24 protein-coding genes and 1 tRNA gene are annotated in these 21019 nt (G+C 60.9%); 15 read left to right on the forward strand and 10 right to left on the reverse strand.

The genetic code is table 11. The features are described from left to right. Nucleotides 1-100 precede the first annotated feature (100 nt). Nucleotides 101-811, reverse strand: coding sequence for a protein sorting system archaetidylserine synthase (locus tag E3374_RS08370; RefSeq protein ID WP_136688634.1), 711 nt, complete (start codon nucleotides 809-811; stop codon nucleotides 101-103). 130 nt (nucleotides 812-941) lie between these two features. Between E3374_RS08370 and E3374_RS08375 the strand changes: the two genes are divergently transcribed. The 6 genes from E3374_RS08375 to E3374_RS08400 all read left to right on the forward strand — a co-directional run bounded on the left by E3374_RS08375 (nucleotide 942) and on the right by E3374_RS08400 (nucleotide 5603). Next, nucleotides 942-1373, forward strand: a complete 432-nt coding sequence (locus E3374_RS08375) for a plastocyanin/azurin family copper-binding protein (RefSeq protein ID WP_136688635.1) — start codon at nucleotides 942-944, stop codon at nucleotides 1371-1373. 162 nt (nucleotides 1374-1535) lie between these two features. Then, complete coding sequence (locus tag E3374_RS08380) at nucleotides 1536-2153, forward strand: class I SAM-dependent methyltransferase (RefSeq protein ID WP_136688636.1); 618 nt, start codon at nucleotides 1536-1538, stop codon at nucleotides 2151-2153. An 81-nt stretch (nucleotides 2154-2234) separates the two neighbouring features. Then, nucleotides 2235-2531 (forward strand): hypothetical protein, encoded by a 297-nt coding sequence (locus tag E3374_RS08385; RefSeq protein ID WP_248299424.1) that lies wholly within the window; start codon nucleotides 2235-2237, stop codon nucleotides 2529-2531. A gap of 129 nt (nucleotides 2532-2660) precedes the next feature. After that, complete coding sequence (gene msrA / locus E3374_RS08390; RefSeq protein ID WP_136688637.1) at nucleotides 2661-3326, forward strand: peptide-methionine (S)-S-oxide reductase MsrA; 666 nt, start codon at nucleotides 2661-2663, stop codon at nucleotides 3324-3326. Nucleotides 3327-3434: 108 nt separating this feature from the next. Continuing rightward, nucleotides 3435-3767 (forward strand): hypothetical protein, encoded by a 333-nt coding sequence (locus E3374_RS08395; RefSeq protein ID WP_136688638.1) that lies wholly within the window; start codon nucleotides 3435-3437, stop codon nucleotides 3765-3767. Between the two features lie 822 nt (nucleotides 3768-4589). Continuing rightward, nucleotides 4590-5603 (forward strand): hypothetical protein, encoded by a 1014-nt coding sequence (locus E3374_RS08400; protein ID WP_136688639.1) that lies wholly within the window; start codon nucleotides 4590-4592, stop codon nucleotides 5601-5603. 301 nt (nucleotides 5604-5904) lie between these two features. On the opposite strand, the gene E3374_RS08405 is transcribed toward E3374_RS08400, so the two are convergent. The 6 genes from E3374_RS08405 to E3374_RS08425 all read right to left on the reverse strand — a co-directional run bounded on the left by E3374_RS08405 (nucleotide 5905) and on the right by E3374_RS08425 (nucleotide 9065). Continuing rightward, nucleotides 5905-6309: an HVO_A0114 family putative DNA-binding protein gene (locus E3374_RS08405; RefSeq protein ID WP_136688640.1), complete on the reverse strand. Its 405-nt coding sequence runs from the start codon at nucleotides 6307-6309 to the stop codon at nucleotides 5905-5907. A gap of 21 nt (nucleotides 6310-6330) precedes the next feature. Then, entirely contained in the window at nucleotides 6331-6453 is a 123-nt protein-coding gene (locus tag E3374_RS17855; RefSeq protein WP_282568459.1) for a hypothetical protein, read from the reverse strand. A gap of 183 nt (nucleotides 6454-6636) precedes the next feature. After that, the gene (locus E3374_RS08410) at nucleotides 6637-7257 is read right to left on the reverse strand and encodes a 30S ribosomal protein S3ae (RefSeq protein WP_136688641.1); all 621 of its coding nucleotides are present in this window, start codon (nucleotides 7255-7257) and stop codon (nucleotides 6637-6639) included. Continuing rightward, a complete protein-coding gene (locus E3374_RS08415) occupies nucleotides 7250-7489 on the reverse strand; it encodes a KEOPS complex subunit Pcc1 (protein ID WP_136688642.1) in 240 nt (79 codons plus the stop codon). The genes E3374_RS08410 and E3374_RS08415 overlap by 8 nt, the downstream gene beginning before the upstream one ends. Next, nucleotides 7482-8600, reverse strand: a complete 1119-nt coding sequence (locus E3374_RS08420; protein WP_136688643.1) for a recombinase RecJ — start codon at nucleotides 8598-8600, stop codon at nucleotides 7482-7484. The genes E3374_RS08415 and E3374_RS08420 overlap by 8 nt, the downstream gene beginning before the upstream one ends. Then, nucleotides 8601-9065, reverse strand: a complete 465-nt coding sequence (locus tag E3374_RS08425; RefSeq protein ID WP_136688644.1) for a 30S ribosomal protein S15 — start codon at nucleotides 9063-9065, stop codon at nucleotides 8601-8603. A 344-nt stretch (nucleotides 9066-9409) separates the two neighbouring features. Between E3374_RS08425 and E3374_RS08430 the strand changes: the two genes are divergently transcribed. The 9 genes from E3374_RS08430 (at nucleotide 9410) to E3374_RS08470 (ending at nucleotide 15175) form a co-directional block, all read left to right on the forward strand. Further along, nucleotides 9410-9481, forward strand: a tRNA-Ala gene (locus E3374_RS08430). A 287-nt stretch (nucleotides 9482-9768) separates the two neighbouring features. Then, entirely contained in the window at nucleotides 9769-10110 is a 342-nt protein-coding gene (locus tag E3374_RS08435) for a hypothetical protein (RefSeq protein ID WP_136688645.1), read from the forward strand. Then, nucleotides 10110-10346, forward strand: a complete 237-nt coding sequence (locus E3374_RS08440) for a hypothetical protein (RefSeq protein WP_136688646.1) — start codon at nucleotides 10110-10112, stop codon at nucleotides 10344-10346. The genes E3374_RS08435 and E3374_RS08440 overlap by 1 nt, the downstream gene beginning before the upstream one ends. Further along, nucleotides 10346-11764 carry a DNA adenine methylase gene (locus E3374_RS08445; RefSeq protein WP_136688647.1) on the forward strand — a complete coding sequence of 473 codons (1419 nt, stop codon included), beginning with the start codon at nucleotides 10346-10348 and terminating at the stop codon, nucleotides 11762-11764. The genes E3374_RS08440 and E3374_RS08445 overlap by 1 nt, the downstream gene beginning before the upstream one ends. Beyond that, nucleotides 11761-12291 carry a hypothetical protein gene (locus E3374_RS08450; RefSeq protein ID WP_136688648.1) on the forward strand — a complete coding sequence of 177 codons (531 nt, stop codon included), beginning with the start codon at nucleotides 11761-11763 and terminating at the stop codon, nucleotides 12289-12291. Before E3374_RS08445 ends, E3374_RS08450 begins: the two co-directional genes overlap by 4 nt. Beyond that, entirely contained in the window at nucleotides 12281-12781 is a 501-nt protein-coding gene (locus E3374_RS08455; protein WP_136688649.1) for a hypothetical protein, read from the forward strand. The genes E3374_RS08450 and E3374_RS08455 overlap by 11 nt, the downstream gene beginning before the upstream one ends. Beyond that, a complete protein-coding gene (locus E3374_RS08460) occupies nucleotides 12778-13077 on the forward strand; it encodes a hypothetical protein (RefSeq protein ID WP_136688650.1) in 300 nt (99 codons plus the stop codon). The genes E3374_RS08455 and E3374_RS08460 overlap by 4 nt, the downstream gene beginning before the upstream one ends. After that, a complete protein-coding gene (locus E3374_RS08465) occupies nucleotides 13074-13418 on the forward strand; it encodes a hypothetical protein (RefSeq protein WP_136688651.1) in 345 nt (114 codons plus the stop codon). The genes E3374_RS08460 and E3374_RS08465 overlap by 4 nt, the downstream gene beginning before the upstream one ends. After that, on the forward strand, nucleotides 13415-15175 hold the full coding sequence (locus E3374_RS08470) for a hypothetical protein (protein WP_136688652.1): 1761 nt from the start codon (nucleotides 13415-13417) through the stop codon (nucleotides 15173-15175). The genes E3374_RS08465 and E3374_RS08470 overlap by 4 nt, the downstream gene beginning before the upstream one ends. 569 nt (nucleotides 15176-15744) lie before the next feature. Here the strand turns inward: E3374_RS08470 and E3374_RS08475 are convergent. From E3374_RS08475 to E3374_RS08485, 3 genes are all read right to left on the reverse strand, one after another. Continuing rightward, the gene (locus tag E3374_RS08475) at nucleotides 15745-16377 is read right to left on the reverse strand and encodes a tyrosine-type recombinase/integrase (protein ID WP_136688653.1); all 633 of its coding nucleotides are present in this window, start codon (nucleotides 16375-16377) and stop codon (nucleotides 15745-15747) included. A gap of 82 nt (nucleotides 16378-16459) precedes the next feature. Then, complete coding sequence (locus E3374_RS08480; protein WP_136688654.1) at nucleotides 16460-16732, reverse strand: hypothetical protein; 273 nt, start codon at nucleotides 16730-16732, stop codon at nucleotides 16460-16462. Nucleotides 16733-16734: 2 nt separating this feature from the next. Next, nucleotides 16735-18621 carry an FUSC family protein gene (locus tag E3374_RS08485; RefSeq protein ID WP_136688655.1) on the reverse strand — a complete coding sequence of 629 codons (1887 nt, stop codon included), beginning with the start codon at nucleotides 18619-18621 and terminating at the stop codon, nucleotides 16735-16737. Nucleotides 18622-21019 lie beyond the last annotated feature (2398 nt).

The following is a 21019-nucleotide window of genomic DNA, read 5'->3' on the forward strand; positions in this document are numbered from 1 at the left end:
CCGATCTGCGGCGCTCGCGGGCAAATGCGTTTCCCTTCCATGAATGGATCACCGCGATCGGTACCGAACAGTTGCCGTTCGAGCGATCCCTCGACGAGCGCTACGACTCGACGCGGGGGTACAGCCACGGCGCGAGCAGGAGATACGCGAGTGCAGCGACCAGCAGCACTCGTGGGAAGAGACGATGGAAAACGGCCGGCACGGCGACAGCACCGGTCTGAACGATCCCCATCGCGAGCGCGTCTCTCGCCCGAAGATCGGGGTAGGGGATGCGTGTGACCATCAGGTACGCGAGGACGAAACTCGCCAGCAGAATCCAGGCAACCCGGAGGTTTCCCGCGAGCGTCGCCGCCGCGAGGACGGTCGCGACGAGCGTTGTCTGGACGCCCTCGGTCGTCCGCGTGTCGATGTCGTAGGCGGTGTACATCGCCAGGCGGACGACCGCCGCGGCGACGACCAGCGCCGGAATGCCGACAGCCACAGTCAGGTGTAGCGAATCGGCGATCCCCAGGAGTTCACCCCCGTTGCCCCACTGGAGGCGGGCGAGACCGACCACCATCGCCGCCGGAGCGACACCGAAGGAGACGGCGTCCGCCAGCGAGTCGACGAACTCGCCGACGGGCGTCGAGCCGTACCGCCGCGCGACGAGTCCGTCGAGCCCGTCCGCGATCGCCGCCAGCAGGATCAACCGGGCGGCCAGCCGGGGCTCGAAGGGTGCGAGGACGGCCGCCGCGAACCCGACGAGGGCGTTGACGACCGTCACGATGTCGGCGGGGCCCAGCCGACCCAGGAAGCGCGGCCGTAGGTCCATATCCATGGCGTCGGCGAGGCCAGTCTTAGTCCGTTCGATCTACAGGTGTCCTCGATAAAGCCCTCGGATCGAGCCGGCGATCCCGACGGGAATCGGGGGACCTTTGTCGACATCGGCCCAAACCCGGACGATGGATCGACGTGCGTTCCTCGCGAGTGCGGGTGCGCTCACTGTCGGGCTGTCCGGCTGTCTCGCCTTCGGGAAGGACGAGGACTACGACGTAGGGATGTCGGACTCGCGGTTCCTCCCGGCGGAGTACCGCGTCCCGTCGGGGACGACGGTCGTCTGGAAGAACACGAGTGCCCGCGCCCACACCGTCACGGCGTACGACGCTTCCCTACCGGACGGGGCCGACTACTTCGCCTCCGGTGGCTACGACGACGAGGACGCGGCACGGGACGCCTGGTTCGAGTCTGGCGGCGGTGCGATTTACTCCGGGGAGACCTACGCTCACACGTTCGAGCAACCCGGAACCTACCCCTACGTCTGTCTTCCCCACGAGTCGGACGGAATGGACGGCGTGATCGTCGTTGAATCACGTGCTACAGTGACTGGGGAGTGATACGGATTATTGTCGATTATTTCCGGATGACGCCGACCCGGGGGTCGACGGATACCGGTACATCACGACAATAATCCGTATGAGCCTGCGTCCTAGAGGAGGGACACGTGTCACCTATCGGTGTAGCGACGGCGTTTACCGTCCTGGCCACCTTTCGGGCGTATGGATCCGTCGCGGAACCGGCGAGAGTGGGCCGAGCGGACCGGCGAGTTCTCGCCCGCGTATTACGCAGATCTCGGCCCCAACAAGGTGAGCAACAGCCTCGTGACGTTGCTCGAGTACTACGTCGACCGGGAAGCGTCGATCCTCGAAGTCGGCTGTAGCTCCGGGCGACACCTGGCGCATCTCCAGGCGAACGGGTTCGAAAATCTCACGGGGATCGACATCAATGACGACGCCTTCGCGGTGATGGCCGACGCCTATCCGACCCTCGCCGACGCGGGAACGTTCTACACGGGTGCGCTCGAAAACCTCGTCCCCGAGTTTCCGGACGACGCCTTCGATGTCGTCTACGCGGTCGAGACACTCCAGCACGTCCACCCCGACGACGAGTGGGTGTTCGGAGAACTCGTCAGGATCGCTGAAGACCTGCTCGTGACCGTCGAGAACGAAGGCCCTGATCCAGACGGGCGCGAGACGAGCGGGACGGTCGACTCCGTCGACGGCGAGTTTCCGATCTATCGCCGCCACTGGGGACGCGTCTTCACCGATCTCGGGCTCGAGGAAGTGCTCAGTAAGCCCGGCAAGCCCGATACGATCCGTGCGTTTGGAACGCCGTGAGATCGGTTGCGAATTATCGCCCGAGGAACGTGTAGCGTCGCGGCCCCACCGCTTTTGGGACCCCGATCCCTGTCTGAGAGTGTGACAGCCTCTCCGATCGATACTGACGACGAGCGGCGGCGGGTCGTCGAGGAACTCCACGACCACCTGGCCGCGACAGCCGAACGACCCCTCGATCGGACGGCGAACCGATGGATCGGCGAGGCCCAGGCGCTCGCGGCCGACCTCCGCACAGCACCGGACGACGCGGACCTCGTTCGCAAGCGGGCGGCCGACATCGCTTCGCTACTGGCGGAGGTCGACGATATCGACGATCCGACGGCGAACGACCACGTGGCGGCCGCAGCGGACCTCGCTGATCGACTCCAGGCAGACTGACCGCCGTTGGAGATGGACGCGAGACCGCGACGCTCGTTTACCGCCACCCTGCGGCCCGGGAGCGGCCATGCCACGACTGCCGACCTGAAACGTCGACAAATCCATATCTCACCATCTCCTGAAACGACTATGTCACGGAGCGCATTGCCCACCGATCAGTCGACCACGCTGGCCCGTGATGCTGAAGCGTTGGAGCCCGCGGAAACGGAAACGGCGACGTTTGGCATGGGCTGTTTCTGGGGCCCTGACGCCCTGTTCGGAGCGAAGGATGGAATCGTCCGGACGCGAGTGGGCTATGCCGGCGGCACCGCGAACGATCCGACCTATTATGCCCTGAGCGATCACACCGAAGTCGTCCAGCTCGAATACGATCCCGAGATCTGGACCTACGCCGAACTGCTGGACGTTGTGTGGGCAAATCACGACTGGACGACCTCCCAGAAGCGCCAGTACCGCGGTGTGATCCTCGCCCAGGACGACACACAGCGGGAGATCGCCGAGCGCTCACACACGGCGCTCGCGGACCGAACCGGACAGTCGGTCGCCACCACGGTTGAGACACTCGAGCGGTTCTATCCCGCCGAAGCCTACCACCAGAAGTACGAACTGCGGACGCTGCCCGTAGTCGCCGACGAACTCGAAGACCTGTATGGCGATGCGTTCACTGCCTCGACGGTTGCCGCCCGCCTCAACGGCTTCGCCGCCGGCTACGGGACTGAGGACCAGCGGCATGACCTACTGGCGACACTCGACCTGCCACCACCCGTCATCGACGAGGTTCGACGACGACTCTGAAAGTTGTCGTGTCACGCCGACCCATCGGGTCGGCATCGACGGCTGATTGTCCAGTCCAGGCCGAGCAACGAGGCAAATGCTTATTCGCGATCCACCCAACGACAGCCTATGAACAGACGACTCGCTATCGGGCTCCTCATGGGGGCTTTCCTGGGGATTTTCTGTATCTTCGGAGTCGGGCTCCGGATCGGGTTCGACGGCAACGAACTGTTTCTGTTCTCGATGTGGTACAACCGCGTCGTCATGGGGCTCGTGATCGGGCTGGCGGGCGGACTCCAGTTCGCCGATTCGAAATACAACGTGGTCGTGCGTGGGCTCGTCTTGGGGCTTGTCGTGACCGCGGCGATCACGTTCACGAGCGAGTTCCGTGACTGGCCGAGTTTCTTCGCCGGCGTGGCCTACGGTGTGATTATCGATTGGGTCGCGACCCGGTATAGCTGAGCTGTCGTTGGAACTCGATAGTGCCGCGGTCGATCATCATCAAAATAATGATTATCTCGATAATGACCCTGTATTCCCCGGTCGGTGAACCCCTCGTTGCCCGTTCAGTCGTTTCCGTCGAAAGAGCCTGTCATAGAACGCTTCGGACGGTGTACCTCTCCAAGTCGTCTCAAGACTCGCGTGCAAGATACAGGGCGCGTATCTCACACAGGGCTTCGTCCGGTCCAATATTAGTAGACGACGGACACCGTTGTGCTCCCGAAGTTTCGAAGCTGATCCCTCGATTTTATATCCACCTGGTACCATCATAAAGAATTTTTATTATTAGGTATTTGAACATTATATATGGGTAATTCAGCGGATCGTGGAGTCACGCGACGGGAGCTCTTGGCAACCGGTGCGACAGGCCTCGGGCCCTTACTGGCCGGTTGCCACACGTGCGCGACTAGTTTCAGATCGTGGGACGACCGGCTTCGTGTTGCCGTCGAGGATGTTCGGATCGGCCCGCCCCATCAGTACGTACTCCGAGTTACGCATCGGGGACCCGACGATTTACCGGACGAAAGTAATCGGGATTCGTTTGGCACTCGCTATGAAGGCGTGACAATATACGCATTCTCTCACGACCGTTTGCAGATTGCGTCGACCGATGTCGGTCGGATGGACCATGGAACGACTGAGCGTCGCCGGGTCGAATCCGACGCATTTCCATTCATCGTAACTGCGACCGCCGGGTCTTTCGAGGATGTTTCCGAGAATCCGTGCTATTTCGCTGACCGCGGTGCCCACATATTGGCGTATCTAGGCGAGTTCGATTCGTCGGTGTCGGTCGATAGGAGTCCCGAGACGTTCAAATCCGTCGCTGGGGACGGTGGCCATAACTGGACCAAGATCGGTCGTCTCCGTCTCGACGACGGACTGCCGCCAAGAGAGTGGGTCTTCCAGCGGGCGAAATGCCTCCAACATGCGAGCATGCAGGTGGATTCCATCCCTACACCATCGATGGCTGCCTTGGAAGTAGATGACCCGTGGTACGACGAACGGATCGAGCAGCCGACGGTTCATCGAGAGCATGATGTCGGGGTGAAGCCGGCTGATACCTTTCGAGAGGGGCACGCCGAACAGTTCAAGACGGCGCACAGTACGCTCGACTACGAGGCGCTGCCGGGACAGATCAAGCAAGCGATCGTCGAGGAACGAGATCTGGGGTGGGTTAGCGAGGACGAGTTCTACCGCCTCATGAGCGATCTCGAGGGACACGAAATTGGCGACGTCGACGCACTTCCCGATTGTGAGCGATCCTACGTCGTTTGCAATGACGACAGGGGCGTGAAGTGCAACGGGTCGAAAGCCGATTTTGGTGGCAACATAGGTCGCTACTTCTGGTATCATACTACCTACCAGGGGAGATCCTTCGTCGTGGTCCCTGGCCAGGTCGAGAAGTGGCTCGAATCGGACGCGAGCACGCCGGAACCCTGTACGGGCAGCCGTGAAGAGTTGTTTCAGGTCACCATCTACGGCAAGGAAGAGCGATATCGGGGACTGGAGAGCGCGACCGTCGGTGCCGACGTACCCGAATATCTCGCGGAGTGGGCCAGGTCCGATCCATCTAGTTACTCCCACCGGTCGGCATCTGAATCTCGGTGGGTGCGGCTGATCCAAATTCTGGAAAGTGACGAGTCGATCCGCCTCCCCCAGTGCCAGTGGGAGAACGTCCGGTGCGTCCGCAATGGCAACGAACGCTGCGGTTCCGGGCATCGAGAGGCGTTCTACGTCCTCGAGGTCGACGGTGAATCCTGGTGGTTCAACTTCGAGTACAAGTGGTCCGGAAGCTGAAGGCCCACTCAAATCCGGTCGGTAGAAAGGCAACACGCCGCAACGTATACCCCGGTGGCTGAACGTCGATCACGACCAGGGATGGGAGTCACTGACTCCCCTCAAATCGATCGGTGGAATCGATTTATATCGGGCTACGGTGACTCCCTCTCTGGTGATCTGACCGACCCAATCCGTGCTGAATAGAGTCTCTGTATCTTGCACTGCCTTCTGTAATCATATCCACATCGACATTTTTCTCTGAGTTGCAATGCTGCAAACCGGCTGTGAACGGTTCTATTCCACCCTGTGTAGGGGTAGATCACGGCGTGGCTGCGTCGACGTTGCCACTCGATCCCGCAAAGGGAATGTCGATTTCGAGCCCGTCGTAGGCCAGCGTCGGCTTCTTCGCCTGTCCTGCTCCGTCGCCGTCGAATTCGATCACACCGATGTCTTCGAGTTCGGAGAGGTTCCGATGGACCTGTTTGTAGTCTCGATCCACCAGGTCGGCGGCTTCGCTGATACTCGCAGGGTCGTGTTGGGAAATCGTCTCAAGCAGTTCCAGATTCTTCGGACTGAGGAGTCGGCTGAGTTCAGCGTACGAGTCGAGATTGAGCACTGGCTGGGCGCCGTCGAGATTTTCACCCTCTTGGGCTGCCTTGATGCGGCTACGCGTGTGCTGATCGAGGCGGTCGCGGTCGCCGACGGTGACTTTGAGCGAGGACATGGTGTCTCTCCTGGCGGCGTCCTACGTCGACCAGTTCCACGAGACGGGCGTCATCTTTTCAACTTTCGTCTGGCGGATGGTCACGTCGACGACGTAGCCGTTTTCGACAGCCTGCCAGTCTTCGGTGGTCGTGTCGGACGCCATCCGTCATCCTATGGTATTAGCTCCATAGAAATAAACCTATGGACTCAATAACATGGGGTTGGGAACTCCTGTTCAGGCAGTACACCGTTCCAGGCCCGTTCTCGTCTCCATCTCTGGATTGCACCGCAGCAAATCAGCTATAGATGCTTCTAAGACACGGAGTCCAAAAGGAAATGAGCGCGTCTATTCGTCGACTTCGACGCTGGTCTCCTCTTCCTCGGCGACTTCTTCGGGGTGGGCTTCCAGCGTCGCCTTCTGGATCTCGACGCGGCGCAGCGGGTAGATCGTCGACGCTTCGTTGTAGATCGCACTCGAGAGGCGTCCCTCAACGATGCTGTCGATGAGGTCCTCGAATGTGCGCTCCTCGGCGGCCTCCTCGATCATGTCGACCATCTGCTCGCGGATGGCCTGCTCCTGGCTCGCGTCGGCCTTCTTCGTCGTCAGCGCGACGGGCTGGATCTGGACGCGGTAGTCGTCCGTGGTCAGCACCGTCACGTAGGCCTCGACTTTCGAGGAGCCACGACGCACGAGACTCCGCAGGTAGTCCCGCGTGAGTTCGTGCTTGATGAACTCCGTGTAGGCCGTGTCGCTGCCGATATCCGTGATCCGGAAGGTCAGCTTGGTGTTGTTCTCGCCGGCGTCGTTCCGGAGGTCACCGAGGGTCGTCTCGATGGTCCGGTCGATCGCCTTCTGTGGTTCGTCCGCCAGTGTCTCACCGATCTCGGCCCGGTCGAACTCCTCGGGCGCGAGGACGGTGTACCACTGTTTCTCCTGTCGCTGTCGTGATACTGATCGTTCACTCATGGGTATCGGTGTGTTGCTCTGTCGCAAGGTCGGCGGCAACCGCGAGGTTGACGACATAATCATCTACTGTTGCGGCCAGTCCGCCGGTCGTCTGTCGCTCGATCCGCGTCTCGACGGTCGCGCCGTGGGTCGTCGTCGCCATCTCCTCGGTGTTATCCGGTGCCAGTGCCGCGGCGATTCGCGCAGCCAGTTCCCCGTCGCCGTGGTCGGTCCTGATCGTCGCCTCACGCATCGCGGCTCACCTCACGGATCGCCGCGACGAGGCGATCAACGTCACCCGGATAGGGCTGGACCGCCAGATCGGCGTCACCTGTGACCCGTCCCGAGAGGTCGAAGGATTCCGTCGCCGTCTCGAGGACGGCTGCAGCCGCCTGATTCTCGGTTGCGGCCAGGGCGACCCGGCCGTCGCCGGCGACGAGCGCCAGTGGCTCTGGTGATCGGTAATCCCGAAGCAAGCGGGCGACGGTCTCGATCGGACCCTCGCTCTCGGCGACAACGAGCCCCGAATGACGCTGGATCGACACCGCTCGCAGTGCCTCGTGGGCGCTGCTGGCGTGCGATCGCCAGGCCGCGAGGGCGTCCTCGCGAGCGTCGTGGCCAAGCGCGAGCGCGACGGCTGTGCCGGGATCCTCCCGGACGGCCGCATCGAGGACGTCGCCGTATCCTTCGAGAGTTGCCAGTGGGCCACCCGCATGGGGACGAAGTGCATCCGCAATGGACTCGGCCGCCCGTGCGGACGCGTCCTCGGCGTCGACGGTCCGCAGGGCGACCAGCGAGGCCAGTCGACGACGCCCCTCGTCGTCTTGTGGCTCGGCCGTCGCGTCGGCAAGCGCGTTCCGGACGGCCTCCGGATCGCCCGAGAACGGCGCGTACAATCGCGTCGAGTGGGCCAGTCCGTCGACCGGGTCGTCGGTCGGGACGGCCACGCCAGGTCGGCGTTCGATGCCCGCGTCGGCGATCACCTCGGCGAGTTGTCCTGTCGGTTCCGTGCCGGCTGCGAGGACGCCTGCGGCGGCGACGACTGCGTTCGCCGACTGGTCGTCCAGCGATCGGGCGACCTCGAAGGCCACCGCGCTCGCAGGTTGATCTCCGCCGAGCGTCTCGTCGACATCGGGGCGCTCACGATCCAGCGCGAGCGTCACGTCGGCTTCCGTGCCGCGCGTGACCTCACCGGTCTCGACGCCGATCTGGTAGGGGATGTCGATCGCGTTCAGGCTCCGCGCGAGGACGCCAGCGGCCGCAACGCCGTCACCCGTCGCTGCCGGCGCGAGGCGGACGAGTCCGGCCTCTCGCAGGCCCGCGGCGAGGTCGGGGGCGGCTGTCTGGCGACCGGTCGCGGCCATCTATTCGAGGATCTCGACGGCGACGTCGTAGCTGTAGGTGAAGTCCTCGTCGAGTTCGTCGCCGTGGTAGTAATCGACGAGGCGGCGGATCTTCGCCTCCGTGTTCTGCAGGGCGCGTTTGTTCTGGTGGTCACCGGGATTCTCGTCCATGTGCTCCCGAAGACGCACGGCCCGCTCCATCAGGTTCCGGAGGTCCTCCGGAAGCTCGGGCTCGGCGTCGTTCTCTTCTAAGATCTCGGTCACTTTCTTGCCGGTGACCAGTGAGATATCCGGGACTGGCGTGCCCTGGACGCCCTCGTCGCGAAGCTTGATGCCGATCTCGCTCGGGCTGTGGCCCTGTTCGGCGAGTTCGACGACGTACTCCTCGACGGCGTCACTGTCTACGTCACTCCACTCCGGCGGTTCCGATGCCACCGGTTTGTCCGAATCGGACGAGCCGCGGCGGCGTGTGTGCATTCGTGCCATAGTTGATGGTTGGAACGACACAGACCGCTACGTGTGGCCGCTCGCGGGTCCGAAAACCGGACGCCGAACGGCCGGACACGTCCGCAATCCCAAGTCGCGCACGGCGAAAGAGGCCTGGGGAGCCCCGACAGGTCGGGACGCCCGCGCGACGAGTCAGATTTGCGGTCGTGTGTTCCCAACAGTTCAGTCGGTACTCGCGCACTAAACGGTTTCTACTCCGGATCGCATTGTCGTGGACGGAACAGCGACAGCTCCGCTCGAAGTGAACGTGGAGGCTGGCGCTCGCCGTCACCCTCGCTTCGATGGGTTTAAGAAATCGCGTCGGATATCCTTCGTTGCATCGCGGGCTCGTAGATCAGCGGTAGATCATCCCCCTGGCACGGGGAAGGCCGCGGGTTCAAATCCCGCCGAGTCCATCCGAAATTTACTGCCGTACCAAGGGACCGTCAGAGCGACGAATCCTCGTCATTAGAACCTCTCCGGGGCGATCCCAGAAAAACATATCACCCCTGTGAGAGAGGGATTCGTTCGGGGACGGAACGCGCCCCATCACGTCTGGCGATGCGCGCCAGGGAACAGGGGTGTTCGGCGTGAGTTCGATCGAGGTCGATCTCGACGCTGTCGAGATCTGCGAGTTCTGTGGAATGCCGATCCTCGACGAAGATCAGCGCTGCTCCGCCCTCGATGATGGGAGGTGCCAGCCATGAGCGTCGACAGCGCCGACGTCGACGCCCCTGGTCGGGAGTGGACGCTCGCCTGCCCCACACAGTCGAAGAGAGAGCCCCAGCCCGTCGACGTCGACGACCCGCGCGTCACCGCCGACCGGCTCTGTGATCACTGCCTTCCCGACGGCGAGATCCCGGAGGACGTCGAGACCCTGTTGAAGATCGGACGCTACGACAAGGGGATCCACCTACCGCTGTCGTACGACGGCGAGCGGTGTAATTTCGGCCCCTACGACGACTACGTCTCCTACAAGCAGCTCCTCGAGGAGATGACCGTCGAGGAGTTCGACCGCCGTCTCGAAAACGGAGGGTCCGCGTGATGTCGACCGACATCGATCACACCCCGGACCCTCAGGACCACGTCGACAATCTCGATCGCGTCGAGGTCCACATCGAACACTCTCCCGAGCAGACGCTCATCGCCGCCGAACTCGAGCACGGGAGTGTCGTCGCTGCCGTCGACGTCGGTGAGATTGCCGTCTCTGACACGGTCGAACTCGGGCGAGATCTCCGTGATCTCTTCGACGATGTCGTTTCGAACGGAGGGGATCGGTGATGTCGACGATCGCCGACGACATCTCTTGGAACCTCGAGGAGCAGCTGGTCGTCGACATCGACGAGCGGGCAACCGATCGAGCGATCGAGATCCTCGAAGAAAGCGGTCCCGACGAGCGCGTGAGCGTGCGTCGCGTACTGGAATACGCTCGCGAGGACCGGCCCGCTCGCGCCGTGCGAACCGGCGACTGGTCCCGGATCCTCGAGCACAGTGACGGCCGGCTCGCGATCGTCTCCTGGACGTCCGCCGCGATCACTGAGATCGGGCTCCAGACCGACGACGAGGGTCGTCGTCCCTTCGAGATCTGGACATACTCCGGGCTTCGCGAGCGGACCGGCGGCTACGATCCCATCACGATCGAGGGTGCTTCCAAACGGAGCGTTCGCGATCTTCTCCAAGGAACGAGTCCCGCTCTGGTCCCCGTCTGGGAGAGTCACTTGCGGCCCAAGACAATCGCCGACGGTGGCACGTCCCTTGACGGGTTTGATCAAAAAGGTGCATTCCCATATCCTGGCTCGAAAGGGCAACTCGCGAGTTGGATCATTGATCACTTCCCCTCTCACAACTGCTACGTCGAACCGTTCGGGGGAAGTGCCGCAGTTCTACTCCAGAAGCCAGAGAGCTCAGTAGAAGTTCTCAACGATACAGATGGTGATATTGTTCATTTCTTCGAAGTGCTTCGCGACCGAGAAGATGAATTGATTGCGTGGCTTGAGAACACGCCATTCAGTCGGGATCTGCATCGGAAATACTCTCGGCAGTATTACGCCGGGTTTCGACCAGATAATGATATCGAGCGTGCTGGAAGGTGGTTCTATCTTCGAAACACCCAATTCGCACAGAAATACACGGGTGTGAGCGGATTTAGGCTCAGTCGGAGCCGGAACCACGCCAGTTCTTATCAGAACCGGTCGGAGGAACTCCACGCCGTCGCGGATCGTCTCCGCGACGTTCAAATTGCAAATCGTGATTACGGAGACCTTGTCGATCGAACTGATGGAGAGAAGACTCTCTACTATTTCGATCCTCCGTATATCGACGCTGGAGACGCTCTATATTCACATGAGAACGCCTTCGATCACGAACGCTTCACCGATATTCTCGATTCGATCGAAGGGAGTTGGATCGTCTCGTACACAGAACTCCCGAAAGGGCTCGAAAGCGAATACAGGGTTGTTGAGAAGACCGCACGCGGGACGATGCGCTCTGGTCAGGGTGACTGGCACCAAGAAAATACAGAGCGGCTGGTGATGAACTTCGATCCGGACCGGATTTCGAAGTTCGTCAATGAAACCACGTGCCAACAGACGCTACCTGTAGGTACAGACGAGGATTCTCATCAGTCGACAGATGACGGCTCAACGCTGCTGATACCGTCGTCTGCAGGCACAATTGCTGATCAGGAGGGAGATCGATGAGCCTCGCTATCGAGGGCTTGTCGATTCCACGGTCCACGCCGAAGGATCAAGGGACGACCCTCCAGGAGGAAGTCATCGGCGCCGTCGACGGGCTCGAGGCCGTCCCGGACGACGTCGTCGAGTGGTGCGACGCGATCGCCGTCGACGCGATCAGTCCATCCGAGCAGCTGCCCGCGCTTGGACTCCCGGTTATCGAGCGAGGGACGCGCATCGAGATCAAAGGCGCGCAGATCGAGACCAGCAACGGCACTCACACAACGCCCGGCCGCTGGTACGTCAAGCGTGCCGCCCACGAGCGCCTGCTCGCACGACGGGGCGTGTACCTCCTGGTAGTCTATCAGCCTCTTCACGGCGTCGAGAGCGCGCTGCTGGCGGCCGCCAGTACGCTCGATACGATCCTCGACGAACACTGGTACTCGGTCGACTGTGAGCGATCTGAGGACACCGTCGCAAAGGTCAGCTGGCCGACGCTGATCGCTCGCGACGACGTCAACCCGGATGTGGGGGGTGGTTCCGGTGCCGAGTAAACACTCCCCTTCGTCGACACAGGATCGCATCGAGTGCCCGGATATCGCTGAGGAGATCGGCCACGATCCGGCCCGGTTTCTCGATCACGACCTCATGACGTCGGAGTACCAGCGTCTCGAGATCGAGCGAGACAGCTCGGGGTCAGTCGTCGAAGCCAGGACAGTGCCGGATCGATACTGCTCGACCGGCGCTGCGTTCGTGAAGTCGATCATCTCGGGTATCGATCGCCTCGAGGTCATCGACGCGTGGCTCGAGGTCGAAACGCAGCGCCTCGATCGAGGTCCCCGCAAAACCGTCGTCGCCGAACTCAACCAGCGACGCGCGGAACTCGAAGAGATCGGCGAGCGTCCCGATCGTCTTCCCGAGGGACCGCGCCGTCCCCCCAAGTGGTACCACCAGGACGACGACGGTGACAGTGACGATGAGCAGCTGACTGCGATGGAGCAGCTGGAGAAGCGGGCCGCGACAGACGGGGGTGAGTCGCCGTGACGGCGAAGTACTCCGCCGACTCTAACGGCGACGCCAGCGAGTGGTACGACGATCGCGAGATCGTCCTCGCTCGATGGTCGGATACCCCGTTTGTCGGTCATCGACACCGTCACGAGACCGTCGAACAGCGTCTTGTCGTCGAGTACATCCACGAAATCGGCGTTGATATCCGACACGAAGTCCGATCCGACGATACTGAAAAGTTCAGCGACAACTGGAGTGCCGTTGAGACGATCGAAGTCCGGGAGTACGGCGCTCGTCACGATCGCCGGCCGGAAGCGAGGTGGTTGGAGTGACGATATCGCAGTCCAGACCCCAGGATCTCCCTCGGGAAACCGTTCTCAGCCCCGATGTCGATCCGCATACCGGGATCATCCACTGTCCGCTCTGTGGGCAGACGCTCGAAGATGTCGGGACACCGCTCGTCCCTCGACGTTTCCTCGAGGCCGACATCGACGACGATCGCCAGGAGATCCCCGTGTTCGGGTTTCGCTGTGAGAACCACCGTCGCGAGGACGTGATTATCCCAGCACCGACCGACCGGGCTCCAGAGTCGTACACACGCGTCGACGCACGTCTTGACGATCGAGACGGTGCAGTGCCTGTTGCCGTCCCCAATCCGGTGATCGACGCATGAGTACGACTACTCCGGCCGCTGTTCAGGACTTCCAGTCTCAGACGCCCAGCCTCGAGCCCGATCTCGATGACGATGATGACGCCAACGCCGCTGGCGAGTGGGAAACCCTTGACTATCCCGATCCGATCACGCACGGGATCGGTGTCGAGTCGGTGATCAACGATCTCGATGACGACGATCGAGACGACTTCGCGTATCGCCGCCTCTGGCGCGCGTGGCGCGACGCTGTCGGTGACCCGTCCAACGAGCCATATGTCCTCATCGAGGATATCCACGAGCGTCTCTCGTGGCTCGATGACGACTTCCCAGCCCATCTCGTCCTCAAATCGAAGGGCTGGAAGGTCGGAACCGATCTCGGTGAGGACGGTGTCGAGGGACAGCGCTACGAGTATAGTCTGCAGGTCGAGCGCTACGATCCTGAGATCGACGCTGACGACCCGAAAGAGACGATCGAGCGCTCACGCAACAATCTCCGGACTCCGGTCTCGTACCAATGCTGGATCCAGCCACAGAACGAGGATCTGGTCTACCAGTCCGGCGATAATCTCATCTGCCAGTACGGTGAAGGGACGAAGTTCCGAACCCAGACTACCTACGCCGAGGCTGGCGAGGCGATCGCCCGGACGATCGCCGTAGTCTCCCTCGCGTTCGACGCCCTCGAGATCGACCGCCCAGCTTGGGAGACGATGAACCGTGAGTCCTGGCGGCTCTGGAAGGGTGAGGTCCATCATCGGATTCCGAAGACCATGATGTCCGCGGTCGTCGCGAAACTCCGTTCGATGCGAACATTAATCGAGTTCGGCGGCTCCGGTGATGCCGAGGGTGGCGGGCGCTACCGGAACGGAGCCAATGTTGAGGAGCGAGTCGTTAGTGACATGTGGGACCGGATCGGCTTCGCCGGCTTCGCCGCTAAAGATGGTATCCAGCTCGGCCAGAAGGTCTATCGAATCACAGGGAACCCTCGAGACTCCCGGCTGAAAGAACCGAAGCTCGAAGCCTTCTTCGCCGGGACTGACGACGATACGAGACTGCCCCACGTTGACGACTGGAGTATGTTGCGAGGGACTCTCCGCCAGCTGGTCAGCGCGACTGCGATTCGCTCGGGTATCGAGCACTACTCGCTTCAGGAGGACGACTACTACAAGCCCGATGAGCGCGAGATGATCGACACGATCGTCCCGAAGGGCTGGCGACGCGCGATGCGCGAGGCCAACGAGGAGCGCGAGGAGAGTATTCTCCGAGTCTGTTACTCCTCGCTGACGAAGGCCCGCTGGGACATCCTGTATCTTGTCGGGACGCTGGACGGCGCTAAGTATGACCAGCTCGTCGATCTCTCTGGCTTCTCCCGCGACTACGTGCGGGAGATCGTGGCCGAGTTCGAGGAAGAAGACGTCCTCCGCCGAACGACGTACCCTCGGCTGGTCGTCTTCCACAATGAGGAGTTGCGGCTCAATTCGATCGAACGCCTCGAGGAGATCCATCCGGATCGGTCGCTCGACGATATCTGCGCCGACGCAGAGGAACGAGTCGAGCGCCGTCGCGAGCAGCGCGAGCAACGCGAGGAGACTGACGACCAGAACGACGACGTCGACGACGCCTGCGCCGACCAGGAGGACGTCGACGACGATCGTCCCGAGTGGGTTCTCGTCGAGGACCTCCGATACTCGGCCGCCGATATCGGCAGGTACCTTGAGAGTGGCGAGATAGAGCCTGACGACGCCAAAATACGCGCGAGCGCCTATAACTGGCTGGAATAGCCTCCGGCGCTCGCCCTCGAGCCCACCTGGGCTCGGTAGCTGCAGCACTCTCTTTTTTCGGTGTTTTTCGTCGTTCTTGTCCCATCTATTTCTAATTATTCTCGATAGTATCTTGTTCCGTATGTTTTAGTAGGGCAAATATCGTCGCGCCTCGCGCCGATCGCCAGTTTTCCGCTCGATTCCGTTCCACGCCAGTACCCTGCTCCGCGTGTTCTCACTGTCTTCAATACTTCTTTCCGCAGATTTTGGTCTGTATCTGGTGCCGGGTCGCCCCAGGTACCCCTACGGTAATTGCCCCTAAGGGGCTGGTCCAATTGCGCGCCTCGCATACCGCTCGGCGCGCTCGTAATTTGGGTAATCGGCAGAAACTCCACGGAGAAAGGGTAAAGCGGGGGATGCGGCGTGTTAAGCAATCAGGGCAATCCTGTCCCGACTGCCCTTACGGTAGTGTCATCCCTCGTCGACTCTGAACCACTCACCACACTCCGGACAGTTCGTCGCGCGGAGGATCTCACCGTCCGCGATAGGATCCTGTTTCTTTTCAGCGCCACAGCTGGGACAGGTTGTAATCATACGGCGTCGAAGTGATCGTACTTCTGCTCGGTCGTTTGTAGCCGCGAGTGGCGGAGTCGGTTCCGAACGTTGTAGAGTGTGAACCCATCGTAGACGGTCAGCATCCGATAGGCAACCGAGTGGCGTAGCGTATGAGCACTGACGTCTTCGACATCACCCTGACCAGCATGGGAGTGCGGTCGAACCTCAGCACGTCGAGCGCAACGCTGGACGACGTCGTTGATGCCCTTCCCAGTCATCCGGTCGGCCTTCCGCGACGTCACGAGCGCGTCCTGGTCGTCATCGCGGGTCGCCAGGTAGGAACGAAGCGTCCGGACCGTCCGGAGATCGCCTTCGGGGTCCAGCGTGATCGTCGCGGGATCGGGTGTGCCGTCGGTCGGGTAGTCCTTTTGGACGGCGGGACCGCCTGGGAGCCGGAGGACCTCGTCCTCGAGGTCAAGCATCCCGCGATCGACCCGTGAGAGTTCCGAGCGCCGGAGGCCCGTGTCGTAGAGTAGCGCCACGATCGCCTCGTCGCGGTGTCCGTGACGACCTTCGTGAGCTGCGTCGCGCATCGCTTCGACTTGATCTGGCTTCAGGAAGTGAATGTTCGAATCTACTGATTCGGTGGTCCGCTCCCCAGTCGACATATAAAGAAGGGGTACCGCCAGGGGCTTGAATGTTCGTTTCTGTATAGGAGACTCGAACATTCAATAGAGCGGGTCCACGTAGTCACAGCGATCGCCACACCTGCTCGACGAGGGATTGGAGCCCAGACCAGATCGCTCCGGACAGCCCCTCGATCTGGACGACCAGATCGAGCCCAGGGACGGCGAAGATGAACGCAACGAACAACCCGACTGCGACGATGCCGATCCAGACCATCGTTCCAATTCGAGACAGCAACATAGTCACATCTCGCAGATGGTAGAGACCGATCAGGACTGACGCCGCAACGACGACCTGCCCCGGCAGCCCCAACCAGTGCAGGATGTCAGCGATCATCGTTACTGGCTATCGTTCCCGCCAGCCTCGATCTCGATTTTGTTCACCTCGTCGGGACCGCTCCGCTGGCGGTACCACAGGTACGCTCCGACACCTGCCAGGATGATCACCAAGCCCAGATAGTCCTGAAGTGCGGACACCAGCGAGTCGATCACACCTGGAGACAGCACTTCCATCACGCCGATCCCGAACAGGCCGATACTGACCGCGAAGATCGACCAAGAGAAGAACCCGACCTGGCGCATCCCCCAGAAAGCCGCCAGTGGGACAGCTGCCGCAACGATCAGCACGACGATGTCCGAGGAGATCGGGATCACGCCGGTCATGAGCCCGCCAACGACTGCGAGTGCTCCCAGTCCGGCCAGTGCTGTTCGGTTCGATGCGATCGACCGGCCGACCGACAGGCTCGTCTTTGTGATTGTCATGCTCGTACGGCCGATCCAGACCGCGACCGATCCTCCAAGTCCAGAACTCGATGTCGACGCTGTCCCGCCACGCATCCGGGTGATCGCGATGCCGAGACCCGCTACAGTGACCAGGCCGGCCGCGATCCAGAGCCACGGGAGCCCAGAGGCCTCTTTCGGAACGGGGACCGGGCCGATACTGTTCCCGCCACCGGATCCGTCATCAGACACTTGCGCGTTATCCTCGAGGATCCGCCACGTCTCATCGCTGTCGTCGTCGACGAATGTCGCTGGCGAATTGGCAGTGTCCGAATCGAGGACGACATCCCGCGACAGCGAGTTTAAGATATATTCGATGCCAGACTGTGCCCGGTAGTACCGGACTTCGACCTGATCTCCCTGACCACCGGGTCCTGGTCCGATATCCAGTTTCGGATTCGTCCCGGGTTTGAGGACGTCTACTCGGACATCGCCGGTTTTCGGCTCGACCATCGTTTTCAGGTACTTGACCCGGAACGTATCGCCATCTTTGCTCTCCGGGAGGTACAGCTTCTGATCTCCGTCCGCCTCGATCACCGCGTAGTCCGACGTCGGATAGTCGTCCGAATACGCATAGTGAACGCGCCGCCCATCAGCCGTCGTTCCAACGTTCACGTGGAACTCATTCGTCCGGTTTTCGATTCGAAGTTCCGTGTCGAGAGATTCTCCTGGTTTTGACGGATCCGTAATCGTGACCTCGCCATGTGCGACCTCAATCTTCCGGCCGACTGCTTCGACATCGACCGTTGCGCCGCTGGGTAATTCTTCGCCGAACTCATCCGACAAGTACACGTCCACTGTCGTCCCATTAAACCGGAGATTCTCTGCCGCAACCGAACCCCATTCACCACCGTCAACGCGGTAGACAACCGATTTGATTGCACTTACGCTGTCAGACTGGAATGGGATCGTCACGGCCGCGTCAGCGGTCGCATCTGCATACGTGTAGCTCAGGTTATATCGCTCTTCGAAGGCTGTCGTGTTGTACGAGACACTCACCTGATTCGAGGCGCGGTGACTGTACTCGAGATCGGCTCGCATCGCCGGCGCATCTGCCGAGACCGATCCCGTTGAGACAGTTACCGAGTTTGAGCCATTCGTGACCCAGGCTTTATCACCAGTCAGTTGAGTCGTTTCCCCATCATTGAGTTGCCCCGTCGTCCCCAGCGTGTTCCCATTGACCGATACAGAAACATCGTTCGGGACAGTCCGCTCCTCGATTGTGGCGCTGATATCAATTGGCCCATTCGCCGTCATGATCGTCCAGGACTCATCTGACAGCGATGGATCGATATCACGAGTTACTGACTCGGACGGGCCCAGTTTTCCATTCACCGACGCTTCTGGGGATCCGTCCCCATCGATATCCAGCGCCGGATCCGAAGAGTACAGTCGCTCCGTGTACTCGACCGTCCAGTCCGGATGCGGCCCGCTTGCGACTGACAAGTCGATCGTTGTCGAACCAGCCGGCAAAGCCGAGATTTCTCGCGTGACCGTCTGGCCATCAGTAAGGACACCTGAATACGATGCGTCCGTCGATCCATCACCATTAACATCCACCGACGGAGACTGGGTCGCTGTCCGCTCAGTGAACTCAAGCGACCAGTCGACAGTGTATCCGCCCGTCGATGGAGAAATCGTCCGCGAGCCTGGTGACAGCGAGACAGATCGCGTTACCGACTGTCCGCTATTCAATACTCCGCTATAACTCGCTTCTGAGTTGCCGTCGCCATCGACGTCCAAACCTGGGTTTTTGGTCGCCTGATGGGCGTCGTACGTGATCGTCCAATCTGGAAGCGGCCCTTTGTTTGTCGACGTGTCGATCGACGTTGATCCGACTGGGAGTGACGCGATCTCTTTGGTCGCTGTCTGACCGTTGTCGAGCGTTCCTGTGTATGTTGCATCCGCGGACCCGTCTCCGTCGACGTCGACACTGGGGTCCTCGGTGAGTTCGACGTCATCGTAATCGACGGTGTAGTCGACCGATCCTGCGTCAAGAGACAGCGACAGCGATGAGGCTGACGCATCAATCGGGAGACCTGTCGATTTGGACTCCCCATCGGTGAAACTCCCGAAATTGTGAGAGTTTCCGTTTCCATCTGAGACAGATACGGTTGACGGCGGTGCTCCCACCATTTTGATTTGGGCTGTTTGAGAGGCGCTGCTCCAACCGTCATAGTCATAGTTTATCAGCCCTGTCCCGCTCGCTGTTGTCGCCGGGCGGATATATCCAGGATTATAGAAATCATTTTGAGGGTCCGCAGGAACGAACTGAATCGTGACTTGATTATATGCCGACGCGTCGAATTTCTGAATATCAACTGTTGTCGTTCCACTTGGCGATATTTGAGCCCCGCTCTTCACCATCGTCCCGTCTGTCGCGTCGTTGTCCGTTGAATCGCCCCCTTCAATGTAAATCTGTGCTGTTGAGGGGTTTGAATAATCGGACCCCCCGTCAGTTGTGATCGATAATTTATCGATCGTATCCGGAGGATTGTTTAGTCGGATTTCCGACGAGACGTTGCCATTGTAATATCCAAATAGCATATAACTCCCTCCGCCGAAATCAGATGCGGACAATCCGTCACTATATCGTGATATTCTCGACGCAGTGACCGACATCTCTGGGTTACCCGAGACCGGCCCCTCGTAGAGATGCCCGGATTGTGTAAGGGAGATCGACGTATCGCTCGATGTCGAACCCGTCTCTGTTCGGGACGTGACATCGCGGTTGCCCTCGAACGTGATTTCCGGCTTGTTGTTCGAGGACGGTCCGTATGGAGCGAGTTGGCCGTTCACTGTAAGCGAGCCGTCTCCCGTTCCAGAGGGTGTATATCGCGATCCCGTTCCCTCGCGTCCCGTGAAGGTCACCTGCGGGGACCCAGATGCGGGACCCGTCGGATCGAGATTCCCGTCAACATCGACTTGAATCGATCCGCCATCAGTCTGGGATACCAATCGGGATGTCGACGACCCTCGTCCAGTGAACGAGATCGTCGGCTCGTTATTCGCGGACGGTCCGACTGGTGGTTCATCGCCAGTGATTGATACCGATCGGTCTCCTGTGCCAGTCAACGTTTGGTTCAAACCCGTGTAAACGCCGCCAGAGAACTCTACCATCGTCGACGGCGGATCGACGTTCCCCGCGATGGCGGCGTCGATTGTCTCTCCTGGGCCAACAGTCGTCCCTGTGACTGTGTCTGTATCGCTAGTCACTGTTCCAGTCACATTTGCGGCCGGGTTTGTGACCGAATCATAGGATTCGACCTCGTAGCTGGCCGTTGAATCGTCTTCGTAGGTTCCAGTCACGCGCACCTCTCCCGAGAACGTCACGGTGTTCGTCGAGAAGTGCGGAACCTCGAAAACTAGATAGCCGTCTACGTAAGTCGCTGAGGCTGTCCAAGACGAGCCATCATCGTGAGTTCCGCGGATCGACTGCGGAGTATATCCCAGTGCGTCTTTCAACTCGCCAGCGTCGATCGCGACTCGGCGCCCATCGTCGTGGGACTGATCACGCAGGACGATCGCCATGCCATCGCCCTCGAGGACGGCGCCGTCTGCACTCATGATTTCAGACGCTTGCGACCGCGTCGTGAGGATCACTTCCAACGAGTCTGCGTGATCGCTCGCAAGGACACCTCCAGATAGCTCGTCAGCTGACAGCGGGATCGACTCGTTGGAGGGAACGTCCGCGCTCACCTGCGAGTCCGCGAGCGTGACCATGCCCGCCGGCGCGGCCTGTGCGGACCCGACCGCGTACGGAGCGACCGCGCCCGTCACGAGCATGATCGCGAACGCAATCGCCAGGACGCGTGTAGTACCGCGGCCGGCCGCGCCAGCGAAC

The sequence above is a fragment of the Halorhabdus amylolytica genome (assembly GCF_004944975.1).
Taxonomy (GTDB): domain Archaea; phylum Halobacteriota; class Halobacteria; order Halobacteriales; family Haloarculaceae; genus Halorhabdus; species Halorhabdus amylolytica.

Coding starts and splice junctions, on each gene's coding strand:
- E3374_RS08475 (WP_136688653.1), bottom strand. CDS start 16,377: ATGTCGACTGGGGAGCGGACCACCGAATCAGTAGATTCGAACATTCAC.
- E3374_RS08420 (WP_136688643.1), bottom strand. CDS start 8,600: ATGGCCGCGACCGGTCGCCAGACAGCCGCCCCCGACCTCGCCGCGGGC.
- E3374_RS08395 (WP_136688638.1), top strand. CDS start 3,435: ATGAACAGACGACTCGCTATCGGGCTCCTCATGGGGGCTTTCCTGGGG.
- E3374_RS08480 (WP_136688654.1), bottom strand. CDS start 16,732: ATGATCGCTGACATCCTGCACTGGTTGGGGCTGCCGGGGCAGGTCGTC.
- E3374_RS08410 (WP_136688641.1), bottom strand. CDS start 7,257: ATGAGTGAACGATCAGTATCACGACAGCGACAGGAGAAACAGTGGTAC.
- E3374_RS08445 (WP_136688647.1), top strand. CDS start 10,346: ATGTCGACGATCGCCGACGACATCTCTTGGAACCTCGAGGAGCAGCTG.
- E3374_RS17855 (WP_282568459.1), bottom strand. CDS start 6,453: ATGGCGTCCGACACGACCACCGAAGACTGGCAGGCTGTCGAAAACGGC.
- E3374_RS08405 (WP_136688640.1), bottom strand. CDS start 6,309: ATGTCCTCGCTCAAAGTCACCGTCGGCGACCGCGACCGCCTCGATCAG.
- E3374_RS08415 (WP_136688642.1), bottom strand. CDS start 7,489: ATGCGTGAGGCGACGATCAGGACCGACCACGGCGACGGGGAACTGGCT.
- E3374_RS08450 (WP_136688648.1), top strand. CDS start 11,761: ATGAGCCTCGCTATCGAGGGCTTGTCGATTCCACGGTCCACGCCGAAG.
- E3374_RS08370 (WP_136688634.1), bottom strand. CDS start 811: ATGGACCTACGGCCGCGCTTCCTGGGTCGGCTGGGCCCCGCCGACATC.
- E3374_RS08425 (WP_136688644.1), bottom strand. CDS start 9,065: ATGGCACGAATGCACACACGCCGCCGCGGCTCGTCCGATTCGGACAAA.
- msrA (WP_136688637.1), top strand. CDS start 2,661: ATGTCACGGAGCGCATTGCCCACCGATCAGTCGACCACGCTGGCCCGT.
- E3374_RS08440 (WP_136688646.1), top strand. CDS start 10,110: ATGTCGACCGACATCGATCACACCCCGGACCCTCAGGACCACGTCGAC.
- E3374_RS08435 (WP_136688645.1), top strand. CDS start 9,769: ATGAGCGTCGACAGCGCCGACGTCGACGCCCCTGGTCGGGAGTGGACG.
- E3374_RS08375 (WP_136688635.1), top strand. CDS start 942: ATGGATCGACGTGCGTTCCTCGCGAGTGCGGGTGCGCTCACTGTCGGG.
- E3374_RS08470 (WP_136688652.1), top strand. CDS start 13,415: ATGAGTACGACTACTCCGGCCGCTGTTCAGGACTTCCAGTCTCAGACG.
- E3374_RS08380 (WP_136688636.1), top strand. CDS start 1,536: ATGGATCCGTCGCGGAACCGGCGAGAGTGGGCCGAGCGGACCGGCGAG.